General features: G+C 52.1%; 13 protein-coding genes. 10 read left to right on the forward strand and 3 right to left on the reverse strand.

The features are described from left to right. Positions 1-74: 74 nt before the first annotated feature. Entirely contained in the window at positions 75-1,046 is a 972-nt protein-coding gene (locus SH302x_RS22135; RefSeq protein ID WP_479369304.1) for a Gfo/Idh/MocA family oxidoreductase, read from the forward strand. Between the two features lie 31 nt (positions 1,047-1,077). On the opposite strand, the gene SH302x_RS22140 is transcribed toward SH302x_RS22135, so the two are convergent. The 3 genes from SH302x_RS22140 to SH302x_RS22150 form a co-directional block, all read right to left on the reverse strand. Next, complete coding sequence (locus tag SH302x_RS22140) at positions 1,078-2,586, reverse strand: hypothetical protein (RefSeq protein WP_479364919.1); 1,509 nt, start codon at positions 2,584-2,586, stop codon at positions 1,078-1,080. A 78-nt stretch (positions 2,587-2,664) separates the two neighbouring features. Then, entirely contained in the window at positions 2,665-3,438 is a 774-nt protein-coding gene (locus tag SH302x_RS22145) for an arginyltransferase (RefSeq protein WP_479364920.1), read from the reverse strand. 61 nt (positions 3,439-3,499) lie between these two features. Continuing rightward, the gene (locus SH302x_RS22150; RefSeq protein ID WP_479364922.1) at positions 3,500-4,285 is read right to left on the reverse strand and encodes an HpcH/HpaI aldolase family protein; all 786 of its coding nucleotides are present in this window, start codon (positions 4,283-4,285) and stop codon (positions 3,500-3,502) included. A 320-nt stretch (positions 4,286-4,605) separates the two neighbouring features. Between SH302x_RS22150 and SH302x_RS22155 the strand changes: the two genes are divergently transcribed. From SH302x_RS22155 to SH302x_RS22195, 9 genes are all read left to right on the forward strand, one after another. Beyond that, on the forward strand, positions 4,606-5,331 hold the full coding sequence (locus SH302x_RS22155; RefSeq protein ID WP_479364923.1) for a cytochrome c3 family protein: 726 nt from the start codon (positions 4,606-4,608) through the stop codon (positions 5,329-5,331). After that, positions 5,328-8,699 (forward strand): TAT-variant-translocated molybdopterin oxidoreductase, encoded by a 3,372-nt coding sequence (locus SH302x_RS22160; RefSeq protein ID WP_479364925.1) that lies wholly within the window; start codon positions 5,328-5,330, stop codon positions 8,697-8,699. The genes SH302x_RS22155 and SH302x_RS22160 overlap by 4 nt, the downstream gene beginning before the upstream one ends. Before the next feature lie 101 nt (positions 8,700-8,800). Further along, positions 8,801-10,258, forward strand: a complete 1,458-nt coding sequence (gene nrfD / locus SH302x_RS22165) for an NrfD/PsrC family molybdoenzyme membrane anchor subunit (protein WP_479364926.1) — start codon at positions 8,801-8,803, stop codon at positions 10,256-10,258. A gap of 65 nt (positions 10,259-10,323) precedes the next feature. Further along, positions 10,324-11,967, forward strand: coding sequence for a quinol:electron acceptor oxidoreductase subunit ActD (locus SH302x_RS22170; protein WP_479364927.1), 1,644 nt, complete (start codon positions 10,324-10,326; stop codon positions 11,965-11,967). A gap of 20 nt (positions 11,968-11,987) precedes the next feature. Next, positions 11,988-13,208: a quinol:cytochrome C oxidoreductase gene (locus SH302x_RS22175; RefSeq protein WP_479364929.1), complete on the forward strand. Its 1,221-nt coding sequence runs from the start codon at positions 11,988-11,990 to the stop codon at positions 13,206-13,208. A gap of 34 nt (positions 13,209-13,242) precedes the next feature. Continuing rightward, positions 13,243-13,563 (forward strand): hypothetical protein, encoded by a 321-nt coding sequence (locus SH302x_RS22180; protein WP_479364930.1) that lies wholly within the window; start codon positions 13,243-13,245, stop codon positions 13,561-13,563. A gap of 28 nt (positions 13,564-13,591) precedes the next feature. Beyond that, entirely contained in the window at positions 13,592-14,461 is an 870-nt protein-coding gene (locus SH302x_RS22185) for an SCO family protein (RefSeq protein WP_479364932.1), read from the forward strand. Between the two features lie 91 nt (positions 14,462-14,552). Then, on the forward strand, positions 14,553-15,641 hold the full coding sequence (locus SH302x_RS22190) for a cytochrome c oxidase subunit II (RefSeq protein WP_479364933.1): 1,089 nt from the start codon (positions 14,553-14,555) through the stop codon (positions 15,639-15,641). Positions 15,642-15,737: 96 nt separating this feature from the next. Then, positions 15,738-17,411 carry a cytochrome c oxidase subunit I gene (locus SH302x_RS22195; protein ID WP_479364934.1) on the forward strand — a complete coding sequence of 558 codons (1,674 nt, stop codon included), beginning with the start codon at positions 15,738-15,740 and terminating at the stop codon, positions 17,409-17,411. The last annotated feature ends 48 nt before the right edge of the window (positions 17,412-17,459 follow it).

Below are 17,459 nucleotides of genomic sequence, written 5' to 3' on the forward strand. Positions count from 1 at the left end.
CATCTCTATCCCGTCGATCGTTCCATTGCTTGATGTCGATCACAGCATGCCAATTGCTCCTGTCGCTGGTAACCATGCAACCCATTGGTGCTCAGGAACTAAAGCTAATTCGCGTGGGCATCATCGGACTGGACACATCGCATGCCACCGCGTTTGCCAAAGAGATGAATCAAGTGCCTGCAAGCCCGAGTATGCAGGGCTGCAAAGTCACGATCGCTTATCCTTACGGCAGCCGCGATATCGAATCTAGCGCCAGCCGAATCCCCAAGTACACGGAAGACTTCAAGAGTATGGGGATTGCCATCGCGGAATCGATTGATCAGTTGCTTGGCGAGGTGGACTGTGTGCTTTTAGAAACCAATGATGGCCGCTTGCATCTTGAGCAAGCGGTACAGGTTTTCCGGGCGGGCAAGCCAGTGTTTATCGACAAACCCCTTGGAGCGAACCTTGCAGAAGCCATTGCCATCGCGAAAGCGGCCGAGCATTGGAAGGTGCCAATGTTCTCTAGTTCCTCGCTGCGTTTTACTGAGACCAAAGCCGCCATCCGCGGTGGCAGTGTTGGCCGTGTGTTAGGCTGCGATGCGTACAGCCCTTGCTCACTGGAACCGACGCATGTCGATCTGTATTGGTATGGAATCCATGGCGTCGAATCGCTGTATACCTGCATGGGCGTGGGCTGCGAAACAGTCGCTCATACATCGACCAGCGATTTTGAATTAAGCGTCGGGAAATGGCGTGATGGTCGCATCGGAACTTTTCGCGGCATACGCAGCGGTGCCAGCGGATATGGTGGCCGCGTGTTTGGTGAGAAAGCGATTCAGGACATCGGGCCCTACGCGGGATATTCGCCGTTGTTACAAGAGATCGCAAGCTTCTTTCGCACTGGGCAAACACCGGTTCATATCGAAGAGACGATTGAATTATATGCGTTCATGCAGGCTGCTTTTGAAAGCAAGCAGCAAGGTGGCAAGCCGGTTGCAATACAAGCCGTCATGGAAGAAGCCTCAAAGGAAGCCGATCGACTACTAAGCACCCATATGCGTTAATCGCACATGGTTCTTGTGAAGCAAAAGCAGCCTATTTTAATCGCCACGCATCGAGCCATTCGGTTTCCACTAGCTCCGCTTGGAAATCGTTGATCATTTTCACGTGCATATCGTCTAAGTGCGCTGCTCCGTAGAAGATGCCGATAGTGCGTTTGCCTTTGGCCAGTTGCTCCCTCAAGACTTGCATCGCCTTCGCGTTTCGCTGCGTCACTAAGGTTGATAAACCTTCGGAGTCGGCCAAGCCAGCCAGTTGCATTTCCGAGCTTTCCATTTGCTGAGCGAACACGCGGCGCAAGGCCACGGCTCGTGTTGCTTTGGGCTGCATCAAAGCGGCGACCATCGCTGCGTCTTGACTGCCTTGACTGCTCTGCGCTGCGATCGATGACCCTAGCACTCGAGCGAACATGTTGACGAAGCTGTCTTTGCGTTTACGCATATCCGCCATAAACTCTTCTGGCGTCATGTCGGCATGGACAAAGTTTTTGGCTTCGTAATCGATCGAATCCAGTTGGAACTCCAACTCGAGCGCATCTTTCATCGCCACTTGCAACGAGCTGACAGGATTGATCACGCCTTCTTGGTCTTTGCGTCCAGCGATTCGGATGTCGGGATCTGCAACCAGCTCAAATAACAGCGCGTCATACGTTTTGAAACGGCGGTTCAACTCTTGGTAGTAGCTATGTTCTCCGACGTGGACCGCGCCGATTAAGTCGACTTTCGCACCCGCAAACTCGCCGGAAGTTACCCGATACTTTGCGACGGCTGTTTGCATCGATTGCATAACGTCTTTATCATTGGACAAGACCCGCATGAACAAAGGCTTGGAGGATTGCTGTTCCGCGGTCGGCTGAGCTTGGCCGATGTTGCGATAGGCCAAATCCTTGACCTGTGTAATGCATTGATAAGCGCAGTAACCTAGCGGACGTGAGCGAATGACTTCGATGCGTGTGTCGAAGCGCTTGCCTTCGCGTTGCACTTCGATCATCGGGTCATTATCGATTTTAAAAGTGATCTCGCGATCGGTAACGCTGAGGTGGAACTCGTACCAGCGATCATTGTCAAACGACATAAACTGCGTCGATTCATTTTCGGACGCATCACTGCCATTGATACTGCTGATGCCAACCACTCCGCCGCCCCAACCGCCGACGACTACCGAGCAATATTCATTGCCTACGGGGAAGGTCAGGCAAGCAAAGAAGTCGTTCCCCTCAACACGCTGGGCCTTCCACCGCACTTCGTAGTTCTCCTTGGGAAAGTCTCCACTTTTCCAGTGGACGCCAGTTAAGGGTGTGCCAGTTTTGAGAGTTAACACGCCTGCCTCTAGTGCGACGGGCCCTTGGCCGCCAAACTCAGTTACCGTCCAATGTTTTTCATACGCTTCTTTGGTCAGCAGGTCGGTCCATGCAACCGATTGGGCAGGCGTGCTGGAGCTAGCAGCCGGCTTTGCTGGAACTGAGGTGTCTTGGGCGACGACGGCGCTGCTGGCGCATAACCAACCGAGCAACAAAGACATACTGGCGAGAGGTAATCGTTTCATGATTCGTTTTTGGTTGAGGTGAGAAAACGTCGATTCAATGGTATGAGTAAACTCTGGGGGCAAGCGAGCGGATTTAGGCTAGGGAGCACTGGCTGGCGGCGAGCCATCGGCCCACTGGTGGCCAGGGTCATCGAATCGAACCCACAAGCCATTTATCAATCGCTCTTGTACAACATAGCGGGCTTTGTACCGAAGGTGGGGATTGTTTGCGACATATAAGCCCAGATAGACATATTGCATACCCACGGACTGGGCATATTCGATCAGCTTTAACACCGCATAAGTCCCCAGCGACAATCGCGAGTAGATCGGGTCAAAGAAAGTATAGACGGCTGACAGCGCTTTTTCGCCCACGTCCACAATCGTGCATCCGGCTAAATTATCGTCGACGATGTAAGTCAGCTCTTGAGTGTTACAGCAACTGTCTACAAGGAATTCACGATACTCATCCAAACCAGCGATACTGCCCTCATCGCCCAAACGACGTTGCAAGCGATGGGCGTTGTACAGCGAAACACGCTGTGTATCGACCACCGCAGGACTCATGCTGGTGATAGCTTCGGAATCCCCGCGCTTCTTCACACGTTTGAGCGAAGTGGACATTCGAAACTCATCGAGCACAATGCGGGTGGGTTGGCAAGCTCGACAGAACTCGCAATTCATGTAGTAGAGGAACGGGCCTGAGCGACGTTGGCCTCGAGCGAGCTGAATATCCAACCGCTGGGCTGAGACGTAATGACGCGGGTAGATGTAGGACAATCGCGCGGTCTGGTCGGGCAGGTACACACACTCATGAGGAGCTCCCATGGCTTCGATGAATTGCGACTCGTCGGTAGAATTTCGGGTGTTCATGGGCGAACGCAAATGCACGTTTCGAAATCAGGGGCATGAGTTCGATGTCAACTTGCCTGAATTATAGCAGTTGTTGGCCCGCAGATTGAATCGCCTGCATGCAATTGCGGACAGCCTGCTGATAAATCCAAACGTCGGCGACGTAAATCAGCAGGCGAAAGCCATTTTGGGGAGCTTGGCTTAACTCCGCTGGATCGCTGGCTCCTAGGCAAGCGGCCTTTCCGTGGCGAGTACAGGTCTCGACCACTCGCTTTACCGCATCTTGCAACCGCGGATTTTGGAATTCGGCGGGGATTCCCATCGAAACCGACAGATCGAACTGGCCAACCCACAGACCATCGATCCCGTCCACCGCCGCGATCGACTCGACATTTTCCAGCCCTTCGGTCGACTCAATTTGAGCGATCACCAGCGTATTCTCATTGATAAAGTCAATTTTTTCGCGGATGCTACCCGCTTGATAGCGATCGTGCGCCACGGCAAAGGCACATCCGCGGCGCCCCAACGGCGGGTATTTGGCGCAAGAGACAGCCAGTTTTGCTTGCTCGGCGTTATGGCACATCGGAATGATGATCCCCATGGCTCCAACGTCCAGCGCGTGTGCAATCCAGTGGTACTCGGTTGTGGGCACGCGAACCAGCGGCACAATACCGCGATCGATGGAAGCGCCGGCCAGCATTTTGATGGTTTCTAGTCCCCAGCCGGTATGCTCCATATCAAACAGAATGAACTCCGCGCCGGCAGCGGCGGTAATGGCCGGAAAACTAGGAGTGCCAAACTCCATGCACATCACGCCGGCTGAAACGGCCCCCAGCGACAACTTCTTTTTCACACTGTTTGCAAACATTTGACTCTCGCGGCATTTAAAAATCGTCGATAACTCAAGGCCCTATGGACTAGTTAAAGGATAAAGCGTGCATCATGGGTGGCAACTGTGCGACCAAATGTCGCTAAAGCACAATCCTCTATTGTGAAAGATTGAGCATGACGGGCATACTGTTGGTTTGTTACGAACTGGTTTCTCGAAATGACGAGCTTCGTCCGTTCGGGAAGGGTCTTCTACAGTCGAAGTGATTCTGCTATTCTGTCCGATTCTTAGGTGAGTCGCATAGGATTGGCGGTTCCGACGACACTTTCATCAACTGTTTTGGTGCGGTTCAATTGACGATGCAGCGGTTCATTTTCCCTCGCTGGGTCAATAAATTTGTAGCTCTCATGGGGCTATTGATTGTCAGCGGTGGTTTACTATATGCCGGGCCAATGTTTCTTGGCATTACAAGTCCGGTCACCCTCAACGAGGGCTACAAGCCTGTGCAGCCTGTGCCGTTCAGTCATGCTTTGCATGCTGGCGAACTGAAGATGGACTGCAAGTATTGCCACAATAGCGTGGACAAGTGGGCGCATTCCACGGTGCCGGCCACGAAAACTTGTATCAATTGCCATTCTCCCAAGACGCCCGAAGGTGGTCCGATTCTTTCGGCGGTGCATTCCGAAAGCCCCAAACTTAAGCCGGTTCATGATAGCTGGCGAACGGGCGAATCGATCGATTGGGTGCGAATTCATCGTCTGCCTGACTTCGTCTTTTTCAATCACTCGGCTCACGTCAATCGCGGTGTTAGCTGCGTAAGTTGTCATGGTCGCGTGGACAAGATGGAAGTCGTGTATCAGGCCAAAGACCAGTCGATGGCTTGGTGTATCGATTGCCATCGCAATCCGGAACCGCATCTGCGACCGGTAGAGTATGTGACCAAGCTGGATTGGACCGCTGCGGATATCGATCCCAACGACGAAGAGCTTGGTAAGTTTGCTAATGATCCACAGGCGCTTGGGGCGTATCTCAAGTCGCAGAAGAATATCCATCCCAAAGTCAATTGCGCAGTCTGTCATCGATGAATTCGCCAGTGCCCGCTCCTAACAAGAAGTTCTTTCGCAGCGTAGACCAACTTGAGGGCTCCGCTGAGTTCGATGCGTTTTTGGAACGCGAGTTTCCCGTAGCCGCATCTGAGTTCCCTGATGGGATCTCGCGTCGCCGCTGGGTGCAGCTCATGAGCTCTTCCATCGCTTTTGCAAGTGCGGTCGGCTGCCGCTATAATCGCGAAGAGTTTGCGGCTTTCGTGGTCCCGCCAGAGGGGCGAGTTGCCGGTTTTCCTCAGAGTTTTGCAACGAATTTCGAGTGGGCTGGCCGCGTTGTGCACGCGCTGGCGACTTGTGTCGAAGGCCGTCCAATTAAGCTGGATGGAAACTCGTTGCATCCGGTCTATGCGGCCTCTTCTGGGTCGGAGTTTGCCGACGGCAAAGATGCGAAGTTTGCTCACGCAGGGACCGACACTTACACGCAAGCGGCCGTGCTCTCGCTTTATGATCCCGATCGCTGCGGAGCGGTGCTCAATCGCAGCGACCGCAGTGGCAACGCTCCGATGTCGACGGTGGCCGGTGCGGAAGTTCCGCCGGATTGGTCTGCTTTCGATGCTTATGCCAAACAATCGGCGGCTGAATTGGCCGGCAATGGTGGTGAGGGGTTGGCGATTCTGTATGAGCCCAGCCGCAGCCCAACTTTCAATCGCTTGCTGGCAGAGACAATTGCGAAGCTACCAAAAGCAACGCTGGTTCGCTATGACTCAATCTACCGACGCAGCTTGAGCAAAGCCTTAGAGTCAGTCGGTGCTGCGGGCGCTTCAGCTTTCTATCGATTGGACAATGCGAAAGTGATTGTTTCGATCGATTCTGACTTGCTGGGAACCGATCCAGAAGCGGTTATCAACTCGCATCAGTTCGCCAAACGACGTAATCCAAATGACGGGAATATGAATCGTTTGTATTGCGTGGAAGCTCAATACAGCGTAACCGGTTCGACAGCGGACTTCCGGTTTGCCTTGCAGTCGTCGCAGATGTTGAATTTCTTACGTCGCCTGGAGTCGATGATCGACGAAGGCAAGTCGTACGAGGCGATTGCTGATGAAAAGGTCTACAATGAATTGGCACCTACGGAAAAGCTCGAACGATTCTTAGAGGTGCTTGCCACGGACTTGTTGGCAAACAAAGGGAATTCGGTGGTTTGCGTTGGATATCAGCAGGATGCTGCGGCTCATGAGATCGCAATGCGAATTAATGCCAAGCTGGATAATCTTGGCAAAACGTTGCTGCTGCTAGACGTACCCAATGCACTGGCGGATGTGCCAGCGTTGAAGCTTAATGAATTTGTAGAAAAGTCAAGCAGCGGTCAGTTCAAGGCTGCTTGGGTCTTTGCGCCCAACCCAGTCTACACCGTTGCGGGCGATGTCGATTTGTCCAAAGCGCTGTCTTCGTTAGGAACGGTCGTCTATGCGGCGGACTATGACGATGAAACGGCTGCGGTAAGCACGTGGGTTCTGCCTCAGGCCCATCCGCTGGAAATGTGGTCGGATGTGCTGGGTGTCGACGGGACGTATTCGGTTTGCCAGCCGATGATCGCTCCGGTCACGGGCGGGCGATCTGCAATCGAGATTTTAAGTTTATTGGCTGGCTTTGAGCAATTGGATCCGCAAGCGGTCGTTAAAGAGACCGCCAAGCAGTTGGTCGGCGGTTCGTTTGATGATCGCGTATGGCAAGAAGTTTTGCATGATGGTTACTTGAAGGATAGCGGTGCTCAGCCATCATCGGCTGCGGTTTCCGTTGAGGGTGGGGCGGCTCCTCAAGTTCCGGGAGCGGATCAAGTTAGCGGTTCCATTGCGATTTCCGTCAGCGACCCGGACAACGTCGATGTACGCAATCTCGAAGTGGTTATTTTGCCTTCGGAGACCATTTACGACGGACGCTTGGCAAACAATGCTTGGCTTCAAGAGTGCCCGCAGCCTATTACGAAATTGACTTGGGATAACGCGGCCTTGATGAGCATCGCAACGGCTCGCAAGCTAGGTGTCAAGCAAGGCGAGATGGTGGTGATTCGCCAGGGCGACGCTAGTGCGAAGCTGCCTGTGTTTGTCGTGCCCGGTATGGCGGAAGGCTCGGTTGTTTGCCAATTGGGCTACGGACGCACGCGAGCCGGTACCGTGGCAGGCATGGATGGCAAGTATGCCACAGGCCATTCGCTGAAGGATTTGCGACGCTGGAACCAAGCGTTCATTTTGACGGGCGTGGAAGTCGAAGGCACCAGCGTGCCGTACAAGTTGGCAACGACCCAAGACCACTTCGCGCTGTCCGATCAGCTTGGAATGGCAGAAATCCCACGTCGCGCCCAAACGCTGGTTCGTGAAGGCACGTTGGATCTATATGAAAAAGATCGCAAGTTTGCATATATCGAGCCGCATCATGAGCCCGAGTCGCTTTGGAAAGAGCCACCGGTTGCCGATCCGTATGCTTGGGGCATGTCGATCGATTTGAACAAGTGCACGGGGTGCAGTGCTTGCGTTGTAGCTTGCCAAGCCGAAAACAACATACCTGTGGTGGGCAAGGAACAGGTTTATCGCGGGCGAGAGTTGCACTGGTTGCGAATTGATCGCTACTTTGTCGCGGATCTATCGGCGACCAAGGAGAAGGGTGACTTTACCAACCCGGTGGACCCGCGGATTGTCACGCAGCCGATGGCGTGTGCTCACTGCGAGACTGCTCCGTGCGAGCAGGTCTGCCCGGTAGCCGCGACGGTGCATACCGAAGAGGGGATCAACGCGATGGCTTATAACCGTTGCGTGGGCACTCGTTACTGTGCGAATAACTGTCCGTATAAAGTGCGACGATTCAACTACTTCAACTTCAATCAGAAGTACGGCTATTTTTATGGCTGGCAGGACAAGCGTGAATCGGTCAATACCAAGCTACAGTCCTTGGTCTTGAATCCCGAAGTTACCGTTCGCGGTCGTGGGGTAATGGAAAAGTGCACTTACTGTATCCAGCGCGTGCAGAACGGAAAGATTATCGCTCGCAACCAAGGCCGCAATCGGATCGAGGATGGCGACATTCGGACAGCTTGCCAAGAAGCTTGCCCAACTCAGGCGATCGTTTTTGGTGACTTGAATGACAAGTCCAGCCGCGTGTACGCTAAACACAACGATCCACGTTGTTATGCAGTGCTTGAAGAATTGAACATCAAGCCGCGCACGCAGTACCTGGCGCGTTTGCGAAATGTACCAGCTCGCTTGACGACGAGGGACCAATTGGATCCGCCTTGGAAAGAGGAAGCGCATGGTCATGGGCATGGCCATGATGACCACGGGCATGACGAGCATGGGCATGGCAGCGATGGCGCTGCGGGCCATGATCACGATCATGCTGTAGAGGCCCACTAAGCCGTACGCTTGGTGAGCAAAATTCTGCTTGGACGAGCGGAATGAATAAGAGTACTTGTAGACTTCAAATCGCATTATTGTTTTTTCACGTTTAAAATCCTATGGCAACTGTAGCGACCAGCTTTAATCCGCGAGAAATCGACAACACCGTCGAAATGCCGGGCACGCGCGCTCCACTGGTGACGGGCAATCAAACTTACAGTTCCATCACACAGATGGTTTGTCAAGTTGCCGAGCGACCGCAACCAACGTTATGGTATGTGCTGTTCGGTTTTTCATTGCTGACAGCCATCATGTTTTTCTCCCTGATTGGGTACCTGATTCTGACAGGGGTCGGCATCTGGGGTAACATGTCGCCTGTTTTCTGGGCGTGGCCAATTGTGAACTTCGTTTTCTGGGTCGGTATCGGCCACGCAGGAACGTTGATTTCCGCGATTCTGTTCTTATTCCGGCAGAACTGGCGAACCAGCATCAACCGAGCAGCCGAAGCGATGACGATTTTCGCCGTTATCTGTGCTGGTATTTTCCCTGGGATTCACGTGGGGCGTGCTTGGTTGGCTTTTTGGCTAACTCCGTATCCGTCGTTGAACTTATGGATGTGGCCGCAGTTCCGCAGCCCGCTGCTATGGGACGTCTTCGCGGTTGGTACGTACGCTTCGGTATCGTTGGTCTTCTGGTACATGGGTCTGATTCCTGACTTGGCAACGTATCGCGATCGCAGCACGACCAAGTTCCGGCGTATGATCTATGGAATTTTCTCATTGGGTTGGACTGGTTCGTCGCGTCATTGGATGCGATACGAGAAAGCGTATACGTTGCTGTCTGCTCTTGCGACGCCACTGGTTTTGTCCGTGCACACGGTCGTGAGTTTTGACTTTGCTGTCAGCCAGTTACCTGGTTGGCACACGACGATTTTCCCACCTTACTTCGTAGCAGGAGCGATCTTCAGCGGGTTCGGTATGGTGGTGACGCTGCTGGTTCCTGTGAGAAAGATTTATAAGCTTGAGAATCTGATCACGCTTCGCCATTTGGAGAACATGAACAAGATTATCTTGGCGACCGGTTCCTTGGTCGGTCTGGCTTATGCGACGGAGTTTTTCATTGCGTGGTACTCGTACAATCCTTATGAAACCTTCGCGTTTATCAACCGAGCGTTCGGACCTTATGCTTGGGCGTATTGGATCATGGTGTCATGTAACGTGATTTCGCCGCAGGTCTTTTGGTTCAAGTTTATGCGAACCACCCCTTGGGCAATGTTCGTGGTTTCGATCTTTGTGAATATCGGCATGTGGTTCGAGCGATTCGTGATCACGGTGACCAGTTTGAGTCGAGATTTCTTGCCAAGCTCATGGGGATATTTCCGTCCGACGCTGTACGATGGACTGATGTTCTTTGGAAGTTTTGGTCTGTTTATGACTCTGTTTTTACTGTTCTGCCGTTTCCTGCCAGTCATAGCTATCTCGGAAGTCAAAGGCATTTTGGCAATCCAGAAGCATGCTGCCCACGGACACGGCCATGCCCACGGTCCGGATGAAACGCATGGTAAGTCCGCACATTAGATCCACACAGTTTTAGTTGATTTTTGAATAGCGATTCACACATTATTTCATTGAGTTCCTAAGCAATGGCTGCCCACGCTCCCGAAAAAACCGCAACTCCAAAGCCGCCAAAGTTTCATGGCTGGATGGCGGAGTTCGCTGATGAAGACGCGATGCTGAAAACAGCACGCAAAGTGCGAGATGCAGGATACACCGAAACCGATGCGTTCACGCCATTTCCCGTGCACGGGATCGACGAAGCATTGGGCATCAAACCGACGGTCCTGCCTTGGATCGTGTTATGCATGGGGATGACGGGAACTGCAACAGCGTTCGCGATGCAGATCTGGATGAATGCGATCGATTACCCGTACATCATCTCCGGGAAACCTTTTATTTCGTTCCCAGCGTTTGTGCCTGTCGGATTTGAACTGACGATTCTCTTCAGTGCGTTCACGACGTTCTTGGGGATGTTGGCTCTCAATCGGTTGGTTCGATTCAGCAACCCAGTGTTTACCAACCCAAACTTTGATCGCGTGACCGACGATCGTTTTTTCTTGTTTGTCAACTCGAAAGACAAATACTTCAATCGCGAATCGGTGCGAGAGCTATTGGCCAGTGGTTCTCCGGAATCGTTGGATGAAGTTTTAGAAGATTCCACGCCGGCCAGTATCCCGATGGGAGTCTGGTTGACGATTGTGTTCTTGTTGTGTTGCGCGTTGGCACCTGCTGCCGTGGTGCTGAACATGCGAGCGAGCCGGTCGGATCAACCCCGCTGGCACGTATTCTTTGACATGGACTTTCAACCGAAGAAGAAGGCGCAGGCAGCGACCAGTATTTTTGCTGACGGACGAGCTTCGCGACCGCAAGTGTTGGGCACAGTTGCTCGCGGGCAGTTGTCAAGCTTAGATCCATTCTATCTTGGTTACGATCCAGGAGCAGTCGCAATGACTGCTGGTGACGCGCCATACTTTGTGGCGTTGCAGGATGAAGCGGCACAAGACGATGCCCCTGCGGCCGAGCCTTCTGAACCGACTGCGGCAGTAGAAGTGGAAGAAGTGTCGGTAGCGGATGCGGAAGTTGCGGCGGCTGTCGAAGCTAGTGAGACAGCTCCAATTGAGGCTGGCCAAGCTGACGGGATGAAGGCTGCGGAAGCTCAAACGTCTCCAGAGGAACCACCCAAGACTACGGCTGCAGCGGAGAACCCCGAGGTTTCGACCGAGCCCTCGACGTCTAATGCTCAGTTAGCTGGCGATAAGTCGCCTGCAGATGAGAAAGAGGGTGATCATCAGTCGGATCCTACCACCAGTGCTCCGGTTGCAGATCCTATTGCAGCCCTGCCATTCCTAAAGCAAATTCCGATCGAAGCTTCGGCTGACAACATGCGATTGGGCAAGCAGAAATTCGAGACGTACTGTGCCGCTTGCCATGGTTATTCTGGAGCGGGGGACGGGCTTGTTTCCTTGCGTGCTTCGGCATTAAACCAAGGCGACTGGTTGCCACCAACATCGGTACACGATCCGAAGGTTGCCGAGCAGCCGGTTGGCCAAATTTATTACACCATCACCAATGGCAAAGGCAAAATGGGAAGCTATAGCGCTGTCCTAACGCCGCAAGAGCGTTGGGCTGTCGTCATGTACGTGCGAGCTCTGCAACGAGCGAAGAATGCCAAGATTGAAGATGTGCCTCGCGAACTGCGTGGATCGATTAAAGGACCTGAGTCAAACTAAGCTGTTGAAGTATTACGCATATGGACATAACTGAAGCAAAATCTGAAGACTATTTGTTGCCCAGCCGCTGGCAGGCGCTCGCTATCCCATTGACCGTCGTAGGTGTCGTTTTAGTGGGGCTTAGTTGGCTGATACATTGGACGGGAAGTGGCGAGAATGCAACGAAGGTATTCTTCCATTCTTACCTCGCCAACTACATGTACATCCTGAGTTTCGGGATCGGCGGGATGTTCTTGGTCCTGGTGTCCTTTGTGACACGCGCTGGCTGGAGTGCTTCGATTCGTCGATTTGCAGAGATTCTTGCGGCGACCATACCGTGGTTAGCTTTGTTGTTCGTTCCGATTCTTCTGACACTGCTAGGAAATGGGACTGCCATTTACGAGTGGAACAGCGAATCGCCGCATGGCTTGGTTGCGCAGAAGGTAGGATACCTGAATGCACCGTTTTTCACTGCTCGCGCGATCACGTACTTCGTGATCTGGAGCGTTATTGTGCTGTGGTATTTTAATTTGTCGGTCCGACAAGACGAAACGAAAGACATCGAGTCGACTTTGGCCCGCCAGAAGTGGTCTGGCCCCTGCATTATGCTGTTCGCCTTGACTGTCTCGTTTGCAGCTTGGGACTGGATGATGAGCATTGATGGTGATTGGTACAGTACGATTTACGGCGTTTACTATTTTGCTGCCAGTATGTTCGGCATGTTCGCGCTGACAATCTTGTCTTACTTGTTACTGCAACGAGCTGGTAAGGTTCAGAAGACCGTCACGATTGAAAACTACCATGACATGGGCAAGTTCCTGTTCGGGTTTGTTATGTTCTGGTCATACATTGCTTTTTCGCAACTGTTGCTGATTTGGTATGCGAACATTCCTGAAGAAACCGCTTGGTATCGGATGCGATGGGAAAATGGTTGGCAGACGTATAGCTATGTTCTGATTGCCGCCCACTTTGCGATTCCGCTGCTTGGTCTGATGAGCCGTCATGTTCGCCGCAATCGATTTGGATTGATGTTTTGGGCGATTTGGGCATTGGTCGTGCACTGGCTGGATATGACTTTTTTGGTGATTCCAAATCTAGGTGATTTCTCGATGGGAATCATGGTTGGGCATTTGATAAGCGGCGTGGGCATGTTCGCGATCTTTATTGGGATTGTGATGTTGCGTGCGGCGAACGTACCTTTGACGACCAAGGGCGATCCGCGGTTGCACGAAGCTTTGTCCTACGCAAACCCGATTCTCTAGCAGTTTTTAGTTTACCCTTAGATCGACATTTATTATGGCTCGATACGACGACATTAATTCGCCTGCGGTTGCATACGCGACTGTTTTGTCCTGCGTGGTGCTGTTCGCGGTGATTCAAGCTACTCAGGCATTGACTAACTATTGGGGAAATTCGGCTGAGCAGCAGGCGCTGCAGCGTTCGGAATATACGCTTAGCAACAATTTGATTCGTGAACAATTCAATTCCATTGGCGGTTATCAGTGGGTAAACGTGCCTGGGCTGGACGAAAATGCGGCTCCAGAGAAGCGTTTGCAGATTCCTATCGAGCGGGCTCAAGAAGTGCTGCTTGAGGAATTGAAGACCAGCGGAACTTAGTTCATTTTCCTTGAAGATTGTCAGTACCATGTGTCGGTTATTTGCCCAACTTTGCTTTGTCGTGCTTTCCGTTTTCGGACAGCTAGCCATTGCGCAGCAGGGTGAGGACATGGTACCGCGAGCCGCTCGTGAGATCGGTGTCGACCCGAAGATTGGCGATTATTTGCCGCTGGAGTTGGAATTCGTTAACGAGCGTGACGAAATCGTTCCATTGTCCAAATTGGTGGATGGTTCGGTTCCAGTCTTTATCACTTTGAACTACAGCAACTGTCCCGGTTTGTGTGTCGCGCAGCTCAGCAACTTAGTAAAGACGATCAATGGTCTGAACGACTCCGAGATGCAGCTAGGTCGCGACTTTCGATTGGTTTCTATCAGCATCGATCCCACCGATGATGCGAAGCGTCTAGCAGATACGAAAGACCGGTATGCGCCGCTTTTGAAGGGTCAGCATTCGGTTGAAGGCTGGTACTTTTTACGAGGCAGCATGAAGTCGATCAAGCAAATTGCGGAATCGACCGGTTTTCGCTACACCTACGATAGCAAATCGCAGCAATACAACCATGCGGCAGTCGCCATTGGCGTGACGCCTAAAGGGCTGATCTCCCGGTACTTATACGACATCGCTTTGGAACCTGCGACATTACGACTCGCGCTGGTTGAGACTTCTGAAGGTAAATTAGGAAGCATCGGAGACCAGTTGTTGTTGTGGTGCTATCACTTCAACCCGAACGAGAACAAGTACACTGCCAGCGCCCGTCGGTTAATGTCTTTGGGTGGTGCGGTTTTCGTGATAGTTGGGCTTGCTGTGTCGATTCCATTTTGGTTGAGTCGTCGCGGACGACCAGCGAGCCTGCCCGAGGAACTTGTGGAAAAGGGCCAGCCGACGTCGAACGACTGAGGCGAGTTCCGTACGATACATTAGAATTTTTGGTGTTTAGCCAGTCGACTTTTTGTCTGTGTTACCGAATATGAGCAACTTTATATTTCCGATGATTTCCTTTCTCGGCGTTGAAGGCAAAGGCATTTTCTTTCCTGAGCAAGCTTCGACGTTTGCTGCGGAAGTGGATTGGTTCTTTTGGGCTTTGTTTTGGATCTCGATGATTTTCTTCGTTGGGATCGTGGCGGCCACCGTCTGGTTCGTGATGGCCTTTCGCAAACGCCCTGGGTATCAAGGCAGCACGGAGGCTTTGCATAACAACGCCCTGGAGATCACTTGGACTGTGATTCCGACGTTCATTGTTGTTTGGATATTTGGACAAGGTGTTGTTGGCTTTTTGGACATGATGTACGCTCCCAAAGGGACGGAAGACATCAATGTGGTGGCGCAACAATGGGCCTGGTCATTTACTTATCCCAATGGCGCGATCAGTTCCGACGAACTTCACATTCCAGTCGGCCGCCCTGTGAAGCTGATTATGCGGTCGCAGGACGTTTTGCACAGTCTGTACATTCCAGCGTTCCGCGTGAAGCAAGACGTCGTTCCAGGTCGGTATACCTCGATGTGGTTCCAGCCAGTTTTGGAAACCGAAAAGGTGTCGGAAGACGTGTTGCAGGCCGCCTTGGATGAGCGTGCTAAGGTAGCTGAGAAGACCAAGGTCGATCCGAAAAATGTGCCATGGAATTACTCGGAGCTTGGTTTTACGCCAGAAGGCTACAAGTATTTTCACTTGTTTTGTACAGAGTACTGCGGCCAGAAGCACAGTATGATGAATGTCGCCGTTGTTGTGCACACCGAAGAGGGTTATCAACAGTGGCTGGCTGAAGCGGCAAAGGCGCCGGAAGATCCGGTTGAACATGGCGAATGGCTGTACAGCCGTAAAGGCTGCAAGGCCTGTCACAGCATCGATGGTTCCAAGAACACTGGCCCGTCCTGGAAGGGTTCGTGGGGCAAGCCAGTGCCGCTTTCCGGTGGCGGTAGCGTGTTGTTCGATGAGCAATATGTTCGAAACTCCATTTTGTATCCGCAGCAAGAGATCCACGCCGGTTATGAAGGCGTCAAGATGAACTCGTACCAAGGGCAAATCAAGGACGAAGAGATCGATCACCTGATTGCTTTCATGAAGACCTTGGTGGACTAGATAAAATTATGTTGCTCCGCCCGGCTGTTACGCGGGCGTTAGCTAATTGAAAACTTCCCCTTTTCACATGTCAATTTTTTACGACAGAAAAGCATTATGAGTACCGTTGTTGCAAATCCCGGTGAAATTATCACCAAACCTGAGGAGCCGCACGGCAATTACTTAACCCATACCCATGGGTTTTTGAGTTGGGCGTTGACTCTCGATCACAAGCGAATCGGGCTGATGTACCTGTTTGGCGTCATGGCATCGTTCGCATTAGGCGGATTCTTTGCGCTATTGATCCGCTACCACTTGTACCTGCCAAACGGCGCGTGGTTTACAGAACCTACCAATTACAACCGTGCATTCACTTTGCACGGGGCAATTATGGTGTTTCTGTTCATTATTCCTAGTATCCCGGCAGCTCTTGGCAATTTCTTGTTGCCGATCATGCTTGGGGCCAAGGACGTTGCTTTCCCGAGATTGAATTTGGGGAGCTTCTATCTGTGGATCACGGGCTTGATTTTCTTCCTGATTACCATGGGTGCCTCGCCCATCGACACCGGGTGGACGTTTTACACGCCTTATTCGATTCAGACGCAAGGGTACGTGATCCTAGCGACATTGGCGGTCTTCATCCTGGGCTTCAGTTCGATTTTTACGGGCCTAAACTTCATCGTCACCATCAATACCATGCGTCCGCCAGGGATGACTTGGTTCCGGATGCCATTGTTCTTGTGGGCCATTTATGCAACGTCGATTATCCAGGTTCTTGCGACTCCAGTACTGGGCATCACGGTGTTGTTGTTGACCGCTGAGCGTCTGTTGGGGCTCGGTATTTTCAACCCTGCGTATAACGGTGACCCTGTAACGTTCCAACACTTTTTCTGGTTCTACTCGCACCCTGCTGTTTACATTATGATTTTGCCAGCGATGGGCATCATCAGCGAGTTGATGAGCGTCCACAGCCACAAGGGAATCTTCGGTTATCGATTCATTGCCTACTCCTCGATTGCGTTGGCCCTTTTTGGATTCCTCGTTTGGGGACACCACATGTTTACCAGCGGGATGGGGAATGTAACGACGATCGTCTTCAGTGCGTTGACCTTTACAGTTTCGATTCCGTCGGCCATCAAAGTGTTCAACTGGTTGGCAACGATGTACGGAGGTACGGTAACATTGACTACTCCTATGTTGTATGCACTAGCTTTCATCATTCTTTTCACCATCGGTGGTTTGACTGGATTGCCTTTGGGTGCGTTGTCGACCGACCGTCACTTGCATGACACTTACTTCGTCGTCGCTCACTTCCATTACGTGATGATGGGTGGTACGTTGGTCGCGTTTTTGGGAGGTATCTTCCATTGGTGGCCGAAGATGACTGGCAAGATGTATAACGAGTTTTGGGGCTCGGTCTCAGCCGTGATCGTGTTTGTCGGCTTCAACTTAACGTTCCTGCCACAATTCGTGTTGGGCAGCCACGGCATGCCACGTCGATATGCTACATATCAGCCTGAGTACACTTTCCTCCATCAGATGTCGACTTGGGGAGCTTTCTTGCTCGGCTTTGGTTTGCTGGTTGCGTTGTTCGTGCTCTTGGCCAGCATTTGGAAAGGCGCGAAAGCACCTGCCAACCCTTGGGGCGGAGCAACGTTGGAATGGGCTTGTAGCTCGCCACCTCCACACGATAACTTTAGCCATACTCCTGCGGTCGGCGATCCGTATGATTTCAGCCGTATTGGCTATGACGAAGGTAAGTCGGAATATGTCACCAAAGCTACCGTTTAGTTTTGGTAGTTGAGGTTTTCATAGAACAGGCTTTGCGTAGAATGCGAA

The organism is Njordella calcicola (genome assembly GCF_056494125.1).

Coding starts and splice junctions, on each gene's coding strand:
- SH302x_RS22180 (WP_479364930.1), top strand. CDS start 13,243: ATGGCTCGATACGACGACATTAATTCGCCTGCGGTTGCATACGCGACT.
- SH302x_RS22135 (WP_479369304.1), top strand. CDS start 75: ATGCAACCCATTGGTGCTCAGGAACTAAAGCTAATTCGCGTGGGCATC.
- SH302x_RS22160 (WP_479364925.1), top strand. CDS start 5,328: ATGAATTCGCCAGTGCCCGCTCCTAACAAGAAGTTCTTTCGCAGCGTA.
- SH302x_RS22195 (WP_479364934.1), top strand. CDS start 15,738: ATGAGTACCGTTGTTGCAAATCCCGGTGAAATTATCACCAAACCTGAG.
- SH302x_RS22145 (WP_479364920.1), bottom strand. CDS start 3,438: ATGAACACCCGAAATTCTACCGACGAGTCGCAATTCATCGAAGCCATG.
- SH302x_RS22150 (WP_479364922.1), bottom strand. CDS start 4,285: ATGTTTGCAAACAGTGTGAAAAAGAAGTTGTCGCTGGGGGCCGTTTCA.
- SH302x_RS22170 (WP_479364927.1), top strand. CDS start 10,324: ATGGCTGCCCACGCTCCCGAAAAAACCGCAACTCCAAAGCCGCCAAAG.
- SH302x_RS22155 (WP_479364923.1), top strand. CDS start 4,606: ATGCAGCGGTTCATTTTCCCTCGCTGGGTCAATAAATTTGTAGCTCTC.
- SH302x_RS22175 (WP_479364929.1), top strand. CDS start 11,988: ATGGACATAACTGAAGCAAAATCTGAAGACTATTTGTTGCCCAGCCGC.
- SH302x_RS22190 (WP_479364933.1), top strand. CDS start 14,553: ATGATTTCCTTTCTCGGCGTTGAAGGCAAAGGCATTTTCTTTCCTGAG.
- SH302x_RS22140 (WP_479364919.1), bottom strand. CDS start 2,586: ATGAAACGATTACCTCTCGCCAGTATGTCTTTGTTGCTCGGTTGGTTA.
- SH302x_RS22185 (WP_479364932.1), top strand. CDS start 13,592: ATGTGTCGGTTATTTGCCCAACTTTGCTTTGTCGTGCTTTCCGTTTTC.
- nrfD (WP_479364926.1), top strand. CDS start 8,801: ATGGCAACTGTAGCGACCAGCTTTAATCCGCGAGAAATCGACAACACC.